Raw genomic sequence first — 15,167 nt, 5'->3', positions numbered from 1 at the left:
CGAGAAGGACTCTGTGGGTGGGGGGAGGGTTGTGGGGGGAGGAGGGGGTTGGGGTGGGGGGGGTTCCCGCGCCGGGGGGGCACGCGCCCACCAGGGCGGCGGCGAGGGCCGTGCGGAGGGCACGACGGGGCTGAGTGCGCATGTGAACGCTCCGTTTCCCGTGGGGGTTAGGAAACTTTCCTAACGGGAAATTAGCGCCCACCAGTCCTGCCGCCGCAAGGGTTTTGACACACCCTCCTCAACCTCTCCGTCAGACGGCCCGGCGGCGCACCCACCACACCGCCGCCACGCACAGCGCCACGGCCAGCAGGGTCGTCCAGCCGAACTCGATCCACTGGAACGGCCAGAACCGGTCGGCCGGTTGGTACACCTCGTGCATGGTGTAACCGCCGTCGCGCACCAGCGACTGCAGGTCGTCGTAGCTGCGGCCCAGGTTGTCGAAATCGGCCTCGGAGATCCGGTTCCCGGCCGGGTCCGAGTACCAGACGCTCAACACCCAGCGGTCGTCCACCGCCAGGGAACTCATGGCGTGGACCGGCCCCTCCAGCGGAGTCATGTAGTGCGGGCGCACGGCCACGGCCAGGAAGAGCAGGGCGACCGAGGCCGCCAGACCGAGGCCCACCGCGAGCACGGTGCGGCGCAGCACCGCGCCGGCCAGCGCCGCGACCCCGAAGGCCACCAGCACCCGGCCGATCAGCGCCGGCGGCGCCGCCACGAAGAGGTCCGGGTGGAACTGTCCGCCCATGCGCGTCAGCGGTGCGTTCCACCAGCGCAGCACCAGCCCGAACAGCGCCGCCAGCACGGCCAGCACCGCGCCGCCCAGCACCAGGCCGCCCGCCGTCCAGCGGGTCCGCCCGGCCCCTTGGGTCCAGGCGAAGCGCACCGTGCCGTGCTCGAACTCCCGTGCCAGCAGCGGGCCCCCGAGGAACGCCCCGAACACGCCGCCGAGGATGTAGACCACGCTGCCGAGCATCGGCATGCTGTCGGCGTACTGGTGGAGGAACCGCTTGAAGGTGGCCACGCAGGCGGCGGTGCTCGGATCGCAGGTACCCGCGCCCGTGCGGTCCAGAGCGTCGTGCAGGTACCAGCCGTGCAGCAGCAGGGCCAGGGAGACGACGCCCATCACAGTGATCAGCATCAGCAGCGCGGGCCGGTGGCGCAGCCCGGCGGCCCGCAGCACGGCGGAGCGGGGCGGGGCGAGAGTGGTGGCGCTCATGACGGTACCTTCTGGTTCGTACGGACGGCCCCGCGCGGGCCGGGCAGGGCGGAGGCGGTCGGCTCGCGCAGGTAGGCGAGCACCAACTCCTCCAGGCCGATGCGCTGTTGGCGCCACTCGCCGGAGACCGGGGCGTCCACGCCGCCGGTGCGGACCAACAGGTGGGACTGGGTGCCGGCCCGGCGGTCGCGGACCACGGGCAGCCGCTCGGCGACCGCGTCCGCCTCGGCGGTCGGGCCGGTGAGCATCCGGTGGCCGGCCAGCAGGTCGTCCACCTCCCCCGTCACCTGGACCCGGCCTCCGGTCAGCACCACCAGGTAGTCGCAGCTCTGCTCCAGCTCGTTGACGGCGTGCGAGGAGAACATCACCGAGAGGCCGTCCTCGGCCACCGCGGTGAGCAACACAGACATGAAGTCGTGCCGGGCGAGCGGATCGAGCGCGGCCAACGGCTCGTCCAGCAGCAGGAGTTCGGGCCGCTTGGCGAGGGCCAGGGCGAGCGAGACCTGGGCCTGCTGACCGCCGGAGAGCCGACCGTACTTGCGGTCCAGCGGGATGCCGAGGCCCTCCAGGTGGGTGCGCGCCCGGGCGTCGTCCCAGCGCCGGTTGAGGTGGCGGCCCATCGCGAGCAGGTCGCGCACGGGCAGGCCCGGGTAGAGCGCGGCGTTCTGGGCGACGAAACCGATCCGGTCCAGGGCCCGTGGCGAGCCCGGGAGTTGGTCGCCGAGGACGGTCATCGCGCCCTCGCTGGGCAGGGTCAGGCCGGCCGCCAGGCTGAGCAGCGTGGTCTTGCCGGCGCCGTTCGGGCCGACCAGGGCCACCACGTTCCCGGCGGGGACGGCGAGATGGCAGTCCCGCAGGGCCCAGGAGCGGCGGTAGCGCTTGCCGATCCCGCCGCAGTCGATCACCGTGTCCGCCGCCATCAGGCCACCACCCCGTCGCGCCCCTCGCGCAGGTCGCGCAGCGCGTCCTCGAACACCGCGACCATCCCCCCCTCGTCCAACCCGGCGACCCGCGCCGAGCGCATCCACTCCAGCAACCCCCGCCGCAGCGCGGCCCGTTCACGCAGGGGCACCACCCCGGCGGGCAGCCCCCGCACGAAGGTCCCCTGGCCGCGGCGGCCGACCGCCAGACCCCGGTGTTCCAGCTCCCGGTAGGCCTTGAGCACGGTGTTCGGGTTGATCGCCAGGCCGGCGACCACCTCTCGCACCCGGGGCAGCCGGTCCCCCTCCGCCAACCAGCCCATCCGCAACGCCTGTTCGACCTGCTGCACGAGTTGCAGGTAGGTCGGGACGCCGGAGGCCGGGTCCAGGCGGAACTCGATCGGAGAGGGCCGGTCAGCACCTTTATCTAGTTCCATAGTTAATGAGTTAAGTGGGCGCGGTGACGGGTCGTCAACCCAAGAAAACGCAAAAGGGCCCCGCACGGACCAGTGGTCCGGGCGGGGCCCCTCACGCCCTACGGCGTGCCCGTGCTCAGGCGCCGCGGAGCACGGCGCCGGTGCGGGTGACGGCCTCGGCGACGGCGGCCTCGCGGGCGGCGGTTGCCTCGTCGGCGGTCAGGGTGCGGTCGGCGGCGCGGAAGCGCAGCGCGTAGGCCAGCGACTTCTTGCCCTCGCCGACCTGCTCGCCGGTGAACACGTCGAACAGCCGGATGGCCTCCAGCAGTTCACCCGCGCCCGTGCGCAGCGCGGCCTCGACCTCGGCGGCCGGGACGGCGGTGTCGACGATCAGCGCGACGTCCTGGGTGGCCACCGGGAAGCCGGAGACCGCCGGGCCGTTGACGCGTCCGGCGCCGTCCGCCGTCAGCAGGTCGATGTCGACCTCCGCGGCCGCGGTCCGGGCCGGCAGCCCGAGCGCCTTGACCACGCGCGGGTGCAGCTCACCCGCGTGGCCGACCACCCGGTCGGTGCCGGCGACGACCAGCTCGGCGCAGCGGCCCGGGTGCCAGGGCGCCTGCTGCCCCTGGCGGACGGTCAGCTCGACGCCGGCCGCACGGGCCACCGTACGGGCCGCCTCGACGGCGTCCGCCCAGGAGGCCTGGTCGCCCTTGCCCCACCAGCCGGACGGCAGCCGCTCGCCCGCGAGGGCGACGGCGACCCGACGCGGCTGGTCCGGCAGCGCGGCGTCCAGGGCGGCCAGCTCCTCGTCGCTGGGCCGGTGGTCGACGGCCGGGCGCGGGGCCACGGTCAGCTCGTCCTTGGGCAGGAAGACGGTGCCGGTCTCGAAGACCGCCAGGTCGGTGTTGCCCCGGCCGACGTTGCGGCGCAGCGCGCCGAGCAGGCCCGGCAGCAGCGTGGTGCGCAGCGCCGGCTCCTCGTCGTTGAGCGGGTTGACCAGCTTCACCGTGCGGCGGCGCCGGTCGTCCGCCTCCAGGCCGAGCGCCTCGAAGGCGGCCTCGCCGAGGAACGGGTAGTTGTTGACCTCGACGTAGCCGGCTGCGGCCAGCGCCACGCCGATCCGGCGGTGGGTCCGCTGGGCCTCGGTCAGGCCCTTGCCCGGCGGCACGTCGGGCATCCGGGCGGGGACGTTGTCGTAGCCCTCCAGCCGGATGACCTCCTCCGCGAGGTCGTACGGGTCGGTGAGGTCGGGCCGCCAGGTCGGCGGGGTGACCTCCAGGGTGTCGGCGCCCGCGACGGAGCAGCCGATCTCCTGCAGGCGCCGGGTGACGGTCTCGCGGCCGTACTCGGTGCCGGCGACCTTGTCGGGCAGGTCGGCGGGGATCAGGATGGTGCGCACCGGGTGCGGGCCGGCGATGTCGGTGACCCCGGCCTCGGCGGTGCCGCCGGCGATCAGCACGAGCAGGTCGACGGCGCGCTGGGCGGCGGCGCGGGCCGCCTCCGGGTCGACGCCGCGCTCGAAGCGCTTGGACGCCTCGGAGGGCAGCTTGTGCCGCTTGGCGGCGCGGGCGATGACGACCGGGGCGAAGTGCGCCGCCTCGATGATCACCTCGGTGGTGCCCGGACCGGCGGCCGGGTCGAGGATCTCGGTCGAGGCGCCGCCCATGACACCGGCCAGGCCGATCGGGCCGCTGTCGTCGCAGATCAGCAGGTCCTCGACGGACAGCTTGCGCTGCACGCCGTCGAGGGTGGTGAGGGTCTCGCCCGGCTCGGCCCGGCGGACCGTGATCGGGCCGTCCACGCGCTGCTTGTCGTAGGCGTGCAGCGGCTGGCCGACCTCCAGCATCACGTAGTTGGTGATGTCGACGGTCAGCGAGATCGGGCGGATGCCCGCCTTCTGCAGGCGGCGCTGCAGCCAGATCGGGGACTTGGCGGTCGGGTCGACGCCGACGACCGTACGGGCCACGAAGCGGTCGCAGCCGACCGGGTCGTTGACCTTGACCAGGTAGCCGAAGGAGTTGGCCGGCGGCACGTCGAGCAGCGCCGGGTCGGCCAGCGGCAGCCCGTACGCGGCGGCGGCCTCACGGGCCACGCCGCGCATGGACAGGCAGTAGCCGCGGTCCGGGGTGACGGCGATGTCGAGCACCTCGTCGACCAGCTGGAGCAGCTCGATGGCGTCGGTGCCGGGCTCGTACTCCGGCGGGAGCACGATGATGCCGTTGTGGTCGTCGCCCATTCCCAGCTCGCGGGCGGAGCAGATCATGCCGGCCGAGGTGTGGCCGTAGGTCTTGCGGGCCGCGATCGGGAACGGGCCGGGCAGAACGGCGCCCGGGAGCACGACCACGACCTTGTCGCCGACGGCGAAGTTGGTCGCGCCGCAGACGATCTCCTGCGGCTCGCCGGTGCCGTTGGCGTCGCCGACGTTGACGTAGCAGTGCCGGATCGGCTTCTTGAAGCCGGACAGCTCCTCGATGGAGAGCACCTCGCCGACCACCAGCGGGCCCTTGAGGTCGCCGCCGAGCTGCTCGACGGTCTCGACCTCCAGGCCGGCCCGGACCAGGCGCTCGGCCACGTCACGGCCGGTCTCGCCGGCCGGCAGATCGACGTACTCGCGCAGCCAGGAAAGCGGGACGCGCATCAGATCTCCATCCCGAACGGGAGGGTGAAACGCACGTCACCCTCGACCATGTCGCGCATGTCGGCGACGTTGTGACGGTTCATCAGGATCCGCTCCAGGCCCAGGCCGAAGGCGAACCCGCTGTAGCGGTCCGGGTCCACGCCGCAGGCGACCAGCACCCGCGGGTTGACCACGCCGCAGCCGCCGAGCTCGATCCAGCCCTCGGAGGAGCAGGTGCGGCACGGGCGGTCCGGGTTGCCGACGCTCTCGCCGCGGCACACGAAGCACTGCAGGTCGATCTCGGCGCTCGGCTCGGTGAACGGGAAGTACGAGGGGCGCCAGCGCAGCTCCAGGCCGCCGCCGATCAGCTTCTCGACCAGCACCTCGATGGTGCCCTTGAGGTCGGCGAAGGTGATGCCCTCGTCGACGGCGAGACCCTCGACCTGGCGGAACACCGGGGTGTGGGTGGCGTCCAGCTCGTCGGTCCGGTAGACCCGGCCCGGGCAGACCACGTAGATGGGGGGCTCGCGGTCGAGCATGGTGCGGGCCTGGACCGGGGAGGTCTGGGTGCGCAGCACCACGCCGGAGTCGGCGGAGCCGTCCGGGGCCTGGACGAAGAAGGTGTCCTGCATCGAGCGGGCCGGGTGGTCCGGGCCCAGGTTGAGGGCGTCGAAGTTGAGCCACTCGGCCTCGACCTCGGGGCCCTCGGCGACCTGGTAGCCCATCGCGACGAAGGTGTCCTCGATGCGCTCGGCCATCGTGGTCAGCGGGTGCCGGGCGCCGCGCGGGGCACGGTCGTACGGCAGAGTGACGTCCACCGCCTCCTCGACCAGCACGCGGGCGTCCCGCTCCGCCTCCAGCTCGGCCTGCCGCTTGGCGAGCGCCTGGTTGACGGCGCCGCGGGCCTGACCGATCAGCTTGCCGGCGGCGGCCTTGGCGTGCGGCGGGAGGGCGCCGATCTCGCGGTTGGCGAGCGAGAGCGCGGAGCGGTCGCCGGTGTGGGCGACCTTGGCCTGCTTCAGCTCGTCCAGGGTGCCGGCGGCGGCGAAGGCGGCGATCGCCTCGTTCCGCGCCTGCTCCACCACCTCGGGCTTGAGGGCCTCGACCTCGACGGGGTCGTACGACTTGTTGGGTGCCGACATCTCTATCTTTCCCGTGCTCCTGCTCGTCCGTGCTCAGGTAAGGGTGGCTCGCCTTTGCGCTACGCCCGGCGTGGCCGGGGCACGGGCAGCCGTTTCTCCGTACGACGGGGAAGAGGGGTGTCCGCGGCACAGCCGCACAGGGCGTCCCACAACGCCAAAGGTCGAGTGTAGTCGCAGCGCGTAGCGCGGCTGCCGTCAAGCCCGTCCGGGGCCGACCTCAGGGGCTGCTCAGAGCATGAAGTCAGGGATGCCGGCGGGCAGGATAAATCGGAACCTGGCTCCGCCGCCGGGCGCGCGGTCGACCCGGATCGAGCCGCCGTGGGCCTCCACGATGCCCTTGACGATATAGAGCCCGAGGCCGGTGCCACCGCGCTTGGAGCCCCGCCAGAAGCGGGTGAAGACGCGCGGCATCGACTCCTCGGGAATGCCGCTTCCTTCGTCGCTCACGGTGACCGCGGTGCCTTCCACGATGCGGGGCGGGGTGCCGGAGCGCTCCCAGACGGGCGCCTCGACGACCTCCTTGGCCGGTGCCACCTCGATCGTGACAGTTCCCTCGCCGTGGCGCACCGCGTTTTCCAGCAGGTTGGCCAGCACCTGGTCGACCTTGTCCGGGTCCGCCCACAGCACCGTCAGCGGCTCGCTGATCCGGATGTCGAAGCGCTCCTCCGGGATGCCGGTGGCGACCTTGCGCTCGACGTGCCGGCGCACCGCCGCCGCCAGGTCGACCACCTGTTTGCGCAGCTCCAGCCGCCCGGCGTCGATCCGGGAGATGTCCAGCAGCTCGGCGATCAGCCGGGTGACCCGGTCGGCGTCCGCGTCCACGGTCTCCAGCATCAGCCGCTTCTGCCCGTCGGTGAACCGCTCCCACTTGGCCAGCAGCGTGGCCGTGAAGCCCTTGACGCTGGTCAGCGGGGAGCGCAGCTCGTGGGCGACGGTGGCGATCAGCTCGGCGTGGCTGCGCTCGGTGCGACGCCGGGCCTCGGTGCCGCGCAGGGCGATCACCAGGCGCTCCAGCGGCCCGCCGGGCTCGGTGCGGACGTAGCGCGCGGAGACCAGCACCTCACGGCCGCCGGGCAGCAGCAGGTTGCGCTCGGGCTGGCCGGTGCGGACGGCCAGGCCGCCGTACGGGTCGGTCAGCTGCCACCAGCGGCGGCCGTCCAGGTCCTCCAGCGGCAGGACGTCCTCCAGCGCGCTGCCGAGCGCGGCCGCCGGGAGCACGCCGGTGAGCCGGGCCGCGGCCCGGTTGAAGCAGACCACCCGGCCCAGCGCGTCGGCGACCACCAGGCCGTCCGGCAGGTCGTCCGGGTCGAGCTCGGGCCCGCTGCCGACCATGGGTTGCCTCCCCGATTACCCACCGTGCCGTTCCCCCCACCGAGGCAGACCCTAGCGCCTCGCAGGCCCCGACAGTAGGGCTTGCAGCGTGAGAACGCGGCGCGCCCGGGGCGTGTCAGCCGTTCGAGCGGCAGCCGCCGGGCGAACGCTGCGCCCGGGCGGAGGCGTACAGGCAGACGGCTGCGGCGGTGGCCAGATTGAGGCTCTCGGCGTGCCCGTGGATCGGGACGCGCACGACCTCGTCGGTGAGCGCACGGGTCTCCTCCGGGAGCCCCCACGCCTCGTTGCCGAACACCCACGCGCCGGGCGCGCCCAGGGTGCCCTCGTCGAGCTCCTGGTCCAGGTCGCGCTCCCCCGCGCCGTCCGCGGCGAGCACCCGGATCCCGGCCTCGCGCAGCTTCCCGACCGCCTCCTCGACCGGCACGCCGACCGCCACCGGCAGGTGGAACAGGCTGCCGACGGAGGCCCGGACGGCCTTCGGGTTGTAGAGGTCCACCGAGGCGTCGGTGAGCACCACGGCGTCCGCACCGGCCGCGTCGGCGGTGCGCAGCACGGTACCGGCGTTCCCGGGGTCGCGCACGTGGGCGAGGATCGCCACCAGCTTCGGCCGGGCCTTGAGCACCTCGGCGAACGGGGTGTCGATGAAGCGGCAGAGCGCCACGATGCCCTGCGGGGTCACCGTGTCGCAGATCCCGGCGATCACCTCGTCGGTGGCGGTCAGCACCGGCAGTCCCTCGGCCAGGGCGGCCTCGACGATGTCCGCGTGCCGCTCAGCGGCCTCCAGGCCCACGTACACCTCGACCACCGCGTGCTCGGCCGTCCCCGGCAGCTTGCCGAAGGCGACGGCCTCCCGGACGGCCTGCGGGCCCTCGGCCAGGAAGCGGCGCTCCTTGGTGCGCTGGTTCCGCTTGGCCAGCCGGCGGGCGGCGACGACGCGCGGCGAGCGCAGGGAGGTGAGCAGGGGGGTGTCGGTGCTCGGCATGGTCTCGTTCTCTGGAGGCGCTGACTCTGGAGGTGCTGACTCTGGAGGTGCTTGGGGGCGGAACGCAGAACCGGACCCGCAGGAGAGCCTGCGGGTCCGGTCAGAGCTCAACCGATCTCGGAAGATCAGGCGGCGTCCGCGGCAGCCTTCGGGGCGTTCACGTCGGCCGGCAGCGCCTTCTGGGCGACCTCGACCAGGGAGGCGAACGCACCCGGGTCGTTGACGGCCAGGTCGGCCAGCATCTTGCGGTCGATCTCGACGCTGGCGGCCTTCAGGCCCTGCACGAAGCGGTTGTAGGTGATGCCGTTGGCACGGGCCGCAGCGTTGATGCGCTGGATCCACAGCTGACGGAAGTCGCCCTTGCGCTTCTTGCGGTCGTTGAAGTTGTAGACCAGCGAGTGGGTGACCTGCTCCTTGGCCTTGCGGTACAGGCGCGAGCGCTGGCCACGGTAGCCGCTGGCGCGCTCCAGGATGACCCGGCGCTTCTTGTGGGCGTTGACTGCCCGCTTGACGCGTGCCACTTGATTACTCCTTGGGTAGGACCACGGACTACTTCACGTGGTCCGTCATTCGAATGGGTCGGGAAGGATCAGCTGCCCCGCACCGGCTCACGCCGGGCGGGAGGGCGATCACTTGCCGAGAAGCTTCTTGATCTTCTTGGCGTCAGCGGGGGCCATCTCGACCGTCCCGGCCAGCTTGCGGGTCAGCGTCGAGGGCTTGTGCTCCAGGAGGTGGCGGCGGCCGGCGCGCTCGCGCAGCACCTTGCCAGAGCCACTGATCTTGAAGCGCTTGCTGGCGCCACTGTGCGTCTTCTGCTTCGGCATTTCGCCGTATCTCCTCGTCGGTCCCGTTCACGCCCGCGCAACCTGTGCCGCGCGGGCGTGAACTGGATGGATCTGCGGTGACCGGGCGGGACGCCCTGTCACCCTAGGGGGCCGGTCTCCCGGACTGCCCCGAGCCGGTGTCGGCTCAGGCGCCCTGGGAGGCGGCCGGCTGCTCGACCGGAGCCTCGGCCTCGGTGGCCGGCGCCTCGACCGGGGCGTCCTGCGCCTCGGTCACGGCGTCGTCGGCCACCAGGTCCTCGGCCACCGCGTCGTCGTCCTCGGGGGCGGCGTCGGAGCCGGGGGTCCGGCCCAGTCGCTCGGCCTTGCGGGCGTCCGCGAGGGCGCGGGCCTCGGCCATCGCCTCGGTCTTCTTCTTGTGCGGGCCAAGAACCATGATCATGTTCCGGCCGTCCTGCTTCGGCGAGGACTCGACGAAGCCCAGCTCCTGGACGTCGTCGGCGAGCCGCTGCAGCAGACGGAAGCCCAGCTCGGGGCGGGACTGCTCACGACCACGGAACATGATCGTGATCTTGACCTTGTCGCCCTGCTTGAGGAACCGGACGACGTGACCCTTCTTGGTGTCATAGTCGTGCGGGTCGATCTTCGGCCGGAGCTTCATCTCCTTGATGACCGTGTGCGCCTGGTTCTTGCGCGCCTCACGGGCCTTCATGGCCGACTCGTACTTGAACTTGCCGTAGTCCATGAGCTTGCACACCGGCGGCCGGGCGGTCGCCGCGACCTCGACCAGGTCGAGGTCGTACTCCTGCGCGAGCTCCAGCGCCTTGGCAAGCGGCACGATGCCGACCTGCTCGCCGCTGGGACCGACGAGTCGCACCTCCGGGACGCGAATCCGGTCGTTGATGCGGGGCTCGGTGCTGATGGGGCCTCCTCGGTTGCACCTTCTGCGATGCGGCCGTCGGACGGCGGTCGCACGTAGTGGACTCGACCACTGGGCGGGGCTTCATTCGAGCTGCGCTGCCCGGTACCTCTCGGCACCGCGTGCACCGCGACACGAAAAAAGCCCCGCTCGGTACAAGCGGGGCTCCACACAACCGGGGGCGGCACCCGGTGAGGGGCGCTGCGGCGACTCGGCGCCGTGGCGCCCGTCGCGGACCGGACCCGTCGACCGCGAGGCCGATCAGGTGGGAGACTTTCGCGGTTGCCCTCTCGGGCCTCCTTGCAGTGGAGCCTCCACTTGCTGGCCAGGTGCCCATAAGGGATCCCGGCCGGTCAGTCTCGAAGCATACAGCGCCGGGGAGTCGAACGCTATTCCGCCCCGGCGCACTGCCCTTTCCCGCGCCTCACACGCCCCTTGTACGCTCCACGTGTACCCACCCGGCACGAAGGAACGAGCCACCCTTGAGCAGCGAGCCCACCCAGAACTCCGGCGCGGACGACGACGCGATCGGCTTCGACGACCTCACCCGCGACATCGCCGAGGTCCCGGCCGTCGAGGTGATCACCACCGTCGCGGTGCACCTGATGAGCGCGGCCGCGGTCAAGTGCGGCCTCGCCGAGGGCGGCGAGAAGGACAAGGACCTGGACGAGGCCCGCAAGCTGATCACCGCGCTCGCCGGGCTGGTCACCGCCGGTGCCCCCGAGATCAGCAACTTCCACGCGGCCCCGCTGCGGGACGGCCTGCGCTCGCTGCAGCTGGCCTTCCGCGAGGCCTCCATCGTGCCGGACGCGCCGGGCACCGGGCCGGGCGAGAAGTTCACCGGGCCGGTCTACAGCTGAGATCGATCGGATCCACCCCCGAAATTTCGGGGGTGGATCCGATCCTCCTGGGGCACCTACCGAATTCGGTGGGTGCCCCGTTCGCTTCTACCGCCGGTACAGCGGCTCCCCCGGCAACTGCGCGCTCGCCGGGAGCACCGCGAGGTCCAGCCCCCGGTCCAGCCGCACCCGCAGCAGCGGGTCCCCGGCCACCGCCCGGCCGACCCGCTGCGCGGCCTCCTGCAGCCCCGCCTGGTCCAGCGCCGGGTCGAACACCACCGCGAGCACCCCGTCCGAGTCCTCCGACGGCGCCAGCAGCCCGCTGACCACCTGCGGCTCGGCCGCCAGCAGCGCCCGGACCGCCTCGCGCACCTCCGGGTCCGTCACCGGCGGCAGGTACGGACGGTTCTCCGCCAACGCCCGCAGCCGGGCTCCGGTCAGCAGGAAGGGCACCGGCCCGGCCGGGTCGACCAGCAGGGTGTCGGCACGCTCGGAGAAGGCGACCATCGCGGCCTGCGGGGCCGCCGTCGGTGCCGGGCGGGCGTCGGCCCGCCAGCGGGTGAGCGTCTCCAGCGACGTGAAGGCCGGCAGCGCGCGGCGCCCGTCCGGGGCTTCCAGCACCGGGACGGCCATGTCGCTGCTCTTGTCGTGCTTGTGTCCGTGCTCGTCCACCTCGACCTCGCCGAGGAGGGCGACGATCGGGACCATCAGCCGGGTCGGGGTCAGCGCCGCCAGCACCTCGGGCTCGGCCGTACGGTCCTGCGACCAGCGGGCGAGGGCCGCGGTCAGCGCCGGGTCCGCCGTGCCGTCGTCGTCGGAGAAGCCGGGATTCGGGATGCTCTTGCCGACGAACGCCGGGTTGGAGAAGTCTTTGCGGTCCACCCGGCCGACCCTATGCCACCGCGGGCCACCGCCCGTATTTCCCCGCACGCGCCCACAGGGCCTGGCCCTTGGATCCTTGCCGGGGCCGACAAAATCCAAGAGCCAGGCCCTACCCACCGGTAGCGCCTTGTGGCACCCTGCGCGCATGGTCATCCTCGATGCACCCGCCCCCGTCTCCGACCGCCACCGGTACGACCGGGCCACCGCCCACCTGGACGGGCCGGTGGCCGTGGTCGACCTCGCCGCCTTCGACGCCAACGCCGCCGACCTGGTGCGCCGGGCCGGCGGGAAACCGATCCGGGTGGCCAGCAAGTCGCTGCGCTGCCGGGCACTGCTGGACCGGGCGCTGACCGTGGACGGCTTCCTCGGGGTGATGAGCTTCACCCTGGGCGAGTCGCTCTGGCTCGCCCGCACCGGCGTGCGCGACGTCCTGCTCGCCTACCCCTCCACCGACCGGGACGGTTACGCCGAGCTCACCGCCGATCCGGAGTTGGCCAGCGGGATCACCGTCGTCCTGGACGACCTGGCCCAGCTGGACCTGATCGACAAGGCGCGCTCCGGCGACGCCGAGGTGCGGGTCTGCCTGGAGCTGGACACCGCGCTGCACCTGCTCGGCGGGCGGGTCCGGGTGGGCGCCCGGCGCTCGCCGCTGCGCACCGCGGAGGAACTGGGCGCCTTCGCCGAAGCCGTCCAGCGCCGCCCGGGCTTCCGGGTGGTCGGCCTGATGGCGTACGAGGGGCACATCGCCGGGGTGGGCGACCGGGTGCCGGGGCGGCCGGTGCGCTCGCAGCTGATCCGGCTGATGCAGGGCCGGGCCCGGGCCGAACTGGCCGAGCGGCGCGCGGCGGCGGTCCGGCGGCTGCGCCAGGTGGCCGAGCTGGAGTTCGTCAACGGCGGCGGCACCGGCAGCGTGGAGTCCACCGTGGCCGAGCAGGCCGTCACCGAGGTGGCGGCCGGCTCCGGGCTGTACCAGCCGCAGCTGTTCGACAACTACCGCGTGTTCCGGGGCCGTCCGGCCGCCCTGTTCGGCCAGCCGGTGGTGCGCCGCCCCGGGGTCGGGGTGGTGACGGTGCTCGGCGGCGGCTACCCGGCCTCCGGCGCGGCCGGGCCGGACCGCTCGCCGGTGCCGTACCTGCCGCCGGGGCTGCGCTACGACCCGATGGAGGGCGCCGGCGAGGTGCAGACCCCGCTGCTCGGCTCGGCCGCGGACGACCTGCTGATCGGCGACCGGGTCTGGTTCCGGCACGCCAAGGCGGGCGAACTGTGCGAGCGCTTCGCGGAGTTGCACCTGATCGAGGGCGACCGGATCGTCCGCACCGTGCCGACCTACCGCGGCGAGGGGAAGGCCTTCCTCTGACGGACCGTCGGCCGGTGGCCTACCGTGGGGACGACACTGCGGCAGTGATGAGGGAGCGGCATGGAAGCCGAGATCGCGGAGCTTGCGACGAGGGGCGCGACCGCACTGGTCGGCCTGATGGTCACCGAGGCCTGGGCGCGGGTCAAACCGCGCTTCGCAGCCCTGTTCGGACGGGACCGGGAGGAGGAGGTGACGCAGGAGCTGGACGAGATCCAGCGCGAGATCGCCGAGGCCCCGGAGACCCGCGACGCCCAAGTTCCCCAGTGGCAGCGGCGACTGCGCCTGGTGCTGCAGAACAACCCGGAAGCAGCTACCCGACTCCGGCAGATCCTCGACGAGTTCACGCCGAAGTCGACGGAGCAGCCGTCCACCGTGATCCACAACGAGCTCAAGGACATGACCGTCCACGGCTCCGTCATCCAGGTCGGCCAGGGCAAGGTCGTCCAGGCCGACACGATCAACGGCAACCTGAACTTCTGACCTTTCCCGAGCCTTAAGCGGGCCCGATGGACCACCTAACCCCGGTGCTCCATCGGGCCTTTGCGCTGCTCCGGGGCCTACAGTCCGTCAATAAGCCCGGCACGCACGGCCATTGCCATTTGGTCCAGACCAATCCTACGCTCTGGCCGGGGCCCGCGATCCGGGCCGGGCGGCCCCCGAACGGGCAGGCGTGTCCGCCCTCCCCCACACCCGCCCGGAACGACGGTCAAGGAGTCCCCACCCCATGTCCATCAAGCGAAGTGCCCTGTCCGTCGGCGTGGTCGGCGCCGCGGTGCTCGCGGCGGCCGCGACCACCGCCGGTACCGCCAGCGCCCACGGCACGATGACCAACCCCGTCAGCCGGGTCGCCGCCTGCTACGCCGAGGGCCCGGAGCACCCGGTGTCGCAGGTCTGCAAGGACCTCGTCGCGGCGAGCGGCACCCAGCCGCTGTACGACTGGAACGAGGTCAACATCGCCAACGCCGCCGGGAACCACCAGGCGCCGATCCCGGACGGCAGGCTCTGCTCGGCCAACCGGGACAAGTACGCGGCGCTGGACTGGCCGCGCACCGACTGGCCGGCCACCCCGGTCAGCGCGGGCAGCTTCACCTTCCAGTTCCGCACCACCGCACCGCACGTCGGGACCCAGACCGTCTACCTCACCAAGCCGAGCTACGACCCGACCAAGCCGCTGAAGTGGTCGGACCTCGACCCGACCCCGGTGGCCCAGGTGCAGGTCGACCGCACCGCCGTCAACGGGTACTACACCTACTCGGGCACCCTGCCGCAGCGCACCGGCCGCCAGCTGCTGTACATGATCTGGCAGCGCAGCGACAGCCCGGAGGCGTTCTACAGCTGCTCCGACGTCGACTTCGGCACGCCCACCACCGCGGGCGCTCCGGCCGCCTCCTCGCTCGCCGCCCCGGCCGCACCCAGCGACGCGCAGATCGCCGCCGACGCCCCCAGGTCCACGGTCGCCCACCACGGCCACGGCGGGGACCCGAACGCCCCCGCAGGCCAGCCGATCGCGGCCACCGCCGCGGCCGTGGCCGGCACCTCGGCCACCGGTCCGCTGCTGCTGGCCGGTGCCGCCGCGCTCGGCGTCGCCTGGGCGGGCATGGTGCTCCGGCGCCGTCGTGTCGAGGCTGTTCGACGCGACTCCTGACGCCGGATGCGGGGCCGGGCCGGCCCACCCCCGTCCGGTCCGGTTCCGCGGCTCCGTCGAGGTGCCGGGATGAAAGGCGGGGGGGGGGAACTCGGGAAGAAGCGCCCCTTGGGGTGCT

General features: G+C 72.8%; 15 protein-coding genes. 4 read left to right on the top strand and 11 right to left on the bottom strand.

Annotated elements, in window-relative coordinates; translation table 11 throughout:
* Positions 1-250 precede the first annotated feature (250 nt).
* The 10 genes from ACFQ87_RS19620 to infC all read right to left on the bottom strand — a co-directional run bounded on the left by ACFQ87_RS19620 (position 251) and on the right by infC (position 10,329).
* On the bottom strand, positions 251-1,216 hold the full coding sequence (locus ACFQ87_RS19620) for a hypothetical protein (protein ID WP_380612036.1): 966 nt from the start codon (positions 1,214-1,216) through the stop codon (positions 251-253).
* The gene (locus ACFQ87_RS19615; RefSeq protein ID WP_380612035.1) at positions 1,213-2,136 is read right to left on the bottom strand and encodes an ATP-binding cassette domain-containing protein; all 924 of its coding nucleotides are present in this window, start codon (positions 2,134-2,136) and stop codon (positions 1,213-1,215) included. Before ACFQ87_RS19615 ends, ACFQ87_RS19620 begins: the two co-directional genes overlap by 4 nt.
* Positions 2,136-2,573 (bottom strand): GntR family transcriptional regulator, encoded by a 438-nt coding sequence (locus tag ACFQ87_RS19610; protein WP_380612034.1) that lies wholly within the window; start codon positions 2,571-2,573, stop codon positions 2,136-2,138. Before ACFQ87_RS19610 ends, ACFQ87_RS19615 begins: the two co-directional genes overlap by 1 nt.
* Before the next feature lie 115 nt (positions 2,574-2,688).
* On the bottom strand, positions 2,689-5,190 hold the full coding sequence (gene pheT, locus ACFQ87_RS19605) for a phenylalanine--tRNA ligase subunit beta (RefSeq protein ID WP_380612033.1): 2,502 nt from the start codon (positions 5,188-5,190) through the stop codon (positions 2,689-2,691).
* Complete coding sequence (gene pheS / locus ACFQ87_RS19600) at positions 5,190-6,311, bottom strand: phenylalanine--tRNA ligase subunit alpha (RefSeq protein WP_380612032.1); 1,122 nt, start codon at positions 6,309-6,311, stop codon at positions 5,190-5,192. Before pheS ends, pheT begins: the two co-directional genes overlap by 1 nt.
* 228 nt (positions 6,312-6,539) lie before the next feature.
* Positions 6,540-7,643, bottom strand: coding sequence for an ATP-binding protein (locus ACFQ87_RS19595; RefSeq protein WP_380612031.1), 1,104 nt, complete (start codon positions 7,641-7,643; stop codon positions 6,540-6,542).
* 115 nt (positions 7,644-7,758) lie between these two features.
* Complete coding sequence (locus tag ACFQ87_RS19590; RefSeq protein WP_380612030.1) at positions 7,759-8,625, bottom strand: TrmH family RNA methyltransferase; 867 nt, start codon at positions 8,623-8,625, stop codon at positions 7,759-7,761.
* A 125-nt stretch (positions 8,626-8,750) separates the two neighbouring features.
* Positions 8,751-9,146: a 50S ribosomal protein L20 gene (rplT, locus tag ACFQ87_RS19585; protein WP_030055649.1), complete on the bottom strand. Its 396-nt coding sequence runs from the start codon at positions 9,144-9,146 to the stop codon at positions 8,751-8,753.
* A 108-nt stretch (positions 9,147-9,254) separates the two neighbouring features.
* Positions 9,255-9,449, bottom strand: coding sequence for a 50S ribosomal protein L35 (gene rpmI / locus ACFQ87_RS19580; protein ID WP_030286227.1), 195 nt, complete (start codon positions 9,447-9,449; stop codon positions 9,255-9,257).
* Between the two features lie 145 nt (positions 9,450-9,594).
* Positions 9,595-10,329 carry a translation initiation factor IF-3 gene (gene infC, locus ACFQ87_RS19575; protein WP_380612105.1) on the bottom strand — a complete coding sequence of 245 codons (735 nt, stop codon included), beginning with the start codon at positions 10,327-10,329 and terminating at the stop codon, positions 9,595-9,597.
* Between the two features lie 479 nt (positions 10,330-10,808).
* Here infC and ACFQ87_RS19570 point away from each other — a divergent pair, with 479 nt between their 5' ends.
* Positions 10,809-11,186 (top strand): DUF1844 domain-containing protein, encoded by a 378-nt coding sequence (locus ACFQ87_RS19570; RefSeq protein WP_380612029.1) that lies wholly within the window; start codon positions 10,809-10,811, stop codon positions 11,184-11,186.
* A gap of 87 nt (positions 11,187-11,273) precedes the next feature.
* On the opposite strand, the gene ACFQ87_RS19565 is transcribed toward ACFQ87_RS19570, so the two are convergent.
* Positions 11,274-12,047: an SseB family protein gene (locus ACFQ87_RS19565; protein ID WP_380612028.1), complete on the bottom strand. Its 774-nt coding sequence runs from the start codon at positions 12,045-12,047 to the stop codon at positions 11,274-11,276.
* A gap of 145 nt (positions 12,048-12,192) precedes the next feature.
* On the opposite strand from ACFQ87_RS19565, the gene ACFQ87_RS19560 reads away from it, so the two are divergent.
* The 3 genes from ACFQ87_RS19560 to ACFQ87_RS19550 all read left to right on the top strand — a co-directional run bounded on the left by ACFQ87_RS19560 (position 12,193) and on the right by ACFQ87_RS19550 (position 15,049).
* Complete coding sequence (locus ACFQ87_RS19560) at positions 12,193-13,404, top strand: alanine racemase (RefSeq protein WP_380612027.1); 1,212 nt, start codon at positions 12,193-12,195, stop codon at positions 13,402-13,404.
* A 60-nt stretch (positions 13,405-13,464) separates the two neighbouring features.
* The gene (locus tag ACFQ87_RS19555) at positions 13,465-13,884 is read left to right on the top strand and encodes a hypothetical protein (RefSeq protein ID WP_380612026.1); all 420 of its coding nucleotides are present in this window, start codon (positions 13,465-13,467) and stop codon (positions 13,882-13,884) included.
* Positions 13,885-14,128: 244 nt separating this feature from the next.
* On the top strand, positions 14,129-15,049 hold the full coding sequence (locus ACFQ87_RS19550; protein ID WP_380612025.1) for a lytic polysaccharide monooxygenase: 921 nt from the start codon (positions 14,129-14,131) through the stop codon (positions 15,047-15,049).
* Positions 15,050-15,167: the final 118 nt, after the last annotated feature.

Origin of the sequence: Kitasatospora sp. NPDC056531 (genome assembly GCF_042794375.1) — a bacterium.
Lineage (GTDB): Bacteria > Actinomycetota > Actinomycetes > Streptomycetales > Streptomycetaceae > Kitasatospora.
Note: the sequence above shows the minus strand (reverse complement) of the source record. Positions and strands in the feature narration are given on the sequence as shown.

Excerpts from the sequence above, each read along its gene's own strand:
- ACFQ87_RS19620 (WP_380612036.1), bottom strand. The coding sequence starts at position 1,216 with ATGAGCGCCACCACTCTCGCCCCGCCCCGCTCCGCCGTGCTGCGGGCC.
- ACFQ87_RS19615 (WP_380612035.1), bottom strand. The coding sequence starts at position 2,136 with ATGGCGGCGGACACGGTGATCGACTGCGGCGGGATCGGCAAGCGCTAC.
- ACFQ87_RS19610 (WP_380612034.1), bottom strand. The coding sequence starts at position 2,573 with ATGGAACTAGATAAAGGTGCTGACCGGCCCTCTCCGATCGAGTTCCGC.
- pheT (WP_380612033.1), bottom strand. The coding sequence starts at position 5,190 with ATGCGCGTCCCGCTTTCCTGGCTGCGCGAGTACGTCGATCTGCCGGCC.
- pheS (WP_380612032.1), bottom strand. The coding sequence starts at position 6,311 with ATGTCGGCACCCAACAAGTCGTACGACCCCGTCGAGGTCGAGGCCCTC.
- ACFQ87_RS19595 (WP_380612031.1), bottom strand. The coding sequence starts at position 7,643 with ATGGTCGGCAGCGGGCCCGAGCTCGACCCGGACGACCTGCCGGACGGC.
- ACFQ87_RS19590 (WP_380612030.1), bottom strand. The coding sequence starts at position 8,625 with ATGCCGAGCACCGACACCCCCCTGCTCACCTCCCTGCGCTCGCCGCGC.
- rpmI (WP_030286227.1), bottom strand. The coding sequence starts at position 9,449 with ATGCCGAAGCAGAAGACGCACAGTGGCGCCAGCAAGCGCTTCAAGATC.
- ACFQ87_RS19560 (WP_380612027.1), top strand. The coding sequence starts at position 12,193 with ATGGTCATCCTCGATGCACCCGCCCCCGTCTCCGACCGCCACCGGTAC.
- ACFQ87_RS19555 (WP_380612026.1), top strand. The coding sequence starts at position 13,465 with ATGGAAGCCGAGATCGCGGAGCTTGCGACGAGGGGCGCGACCGCACTG.
- ACFQ87_RS19550 (WP_380612025.1), top strand. The coding sequence starts at position 14,129 with ATGTCCATCAAGCGAAGTGCCCTGTCCGTCGGCGTGGTCGGCGCCGCG.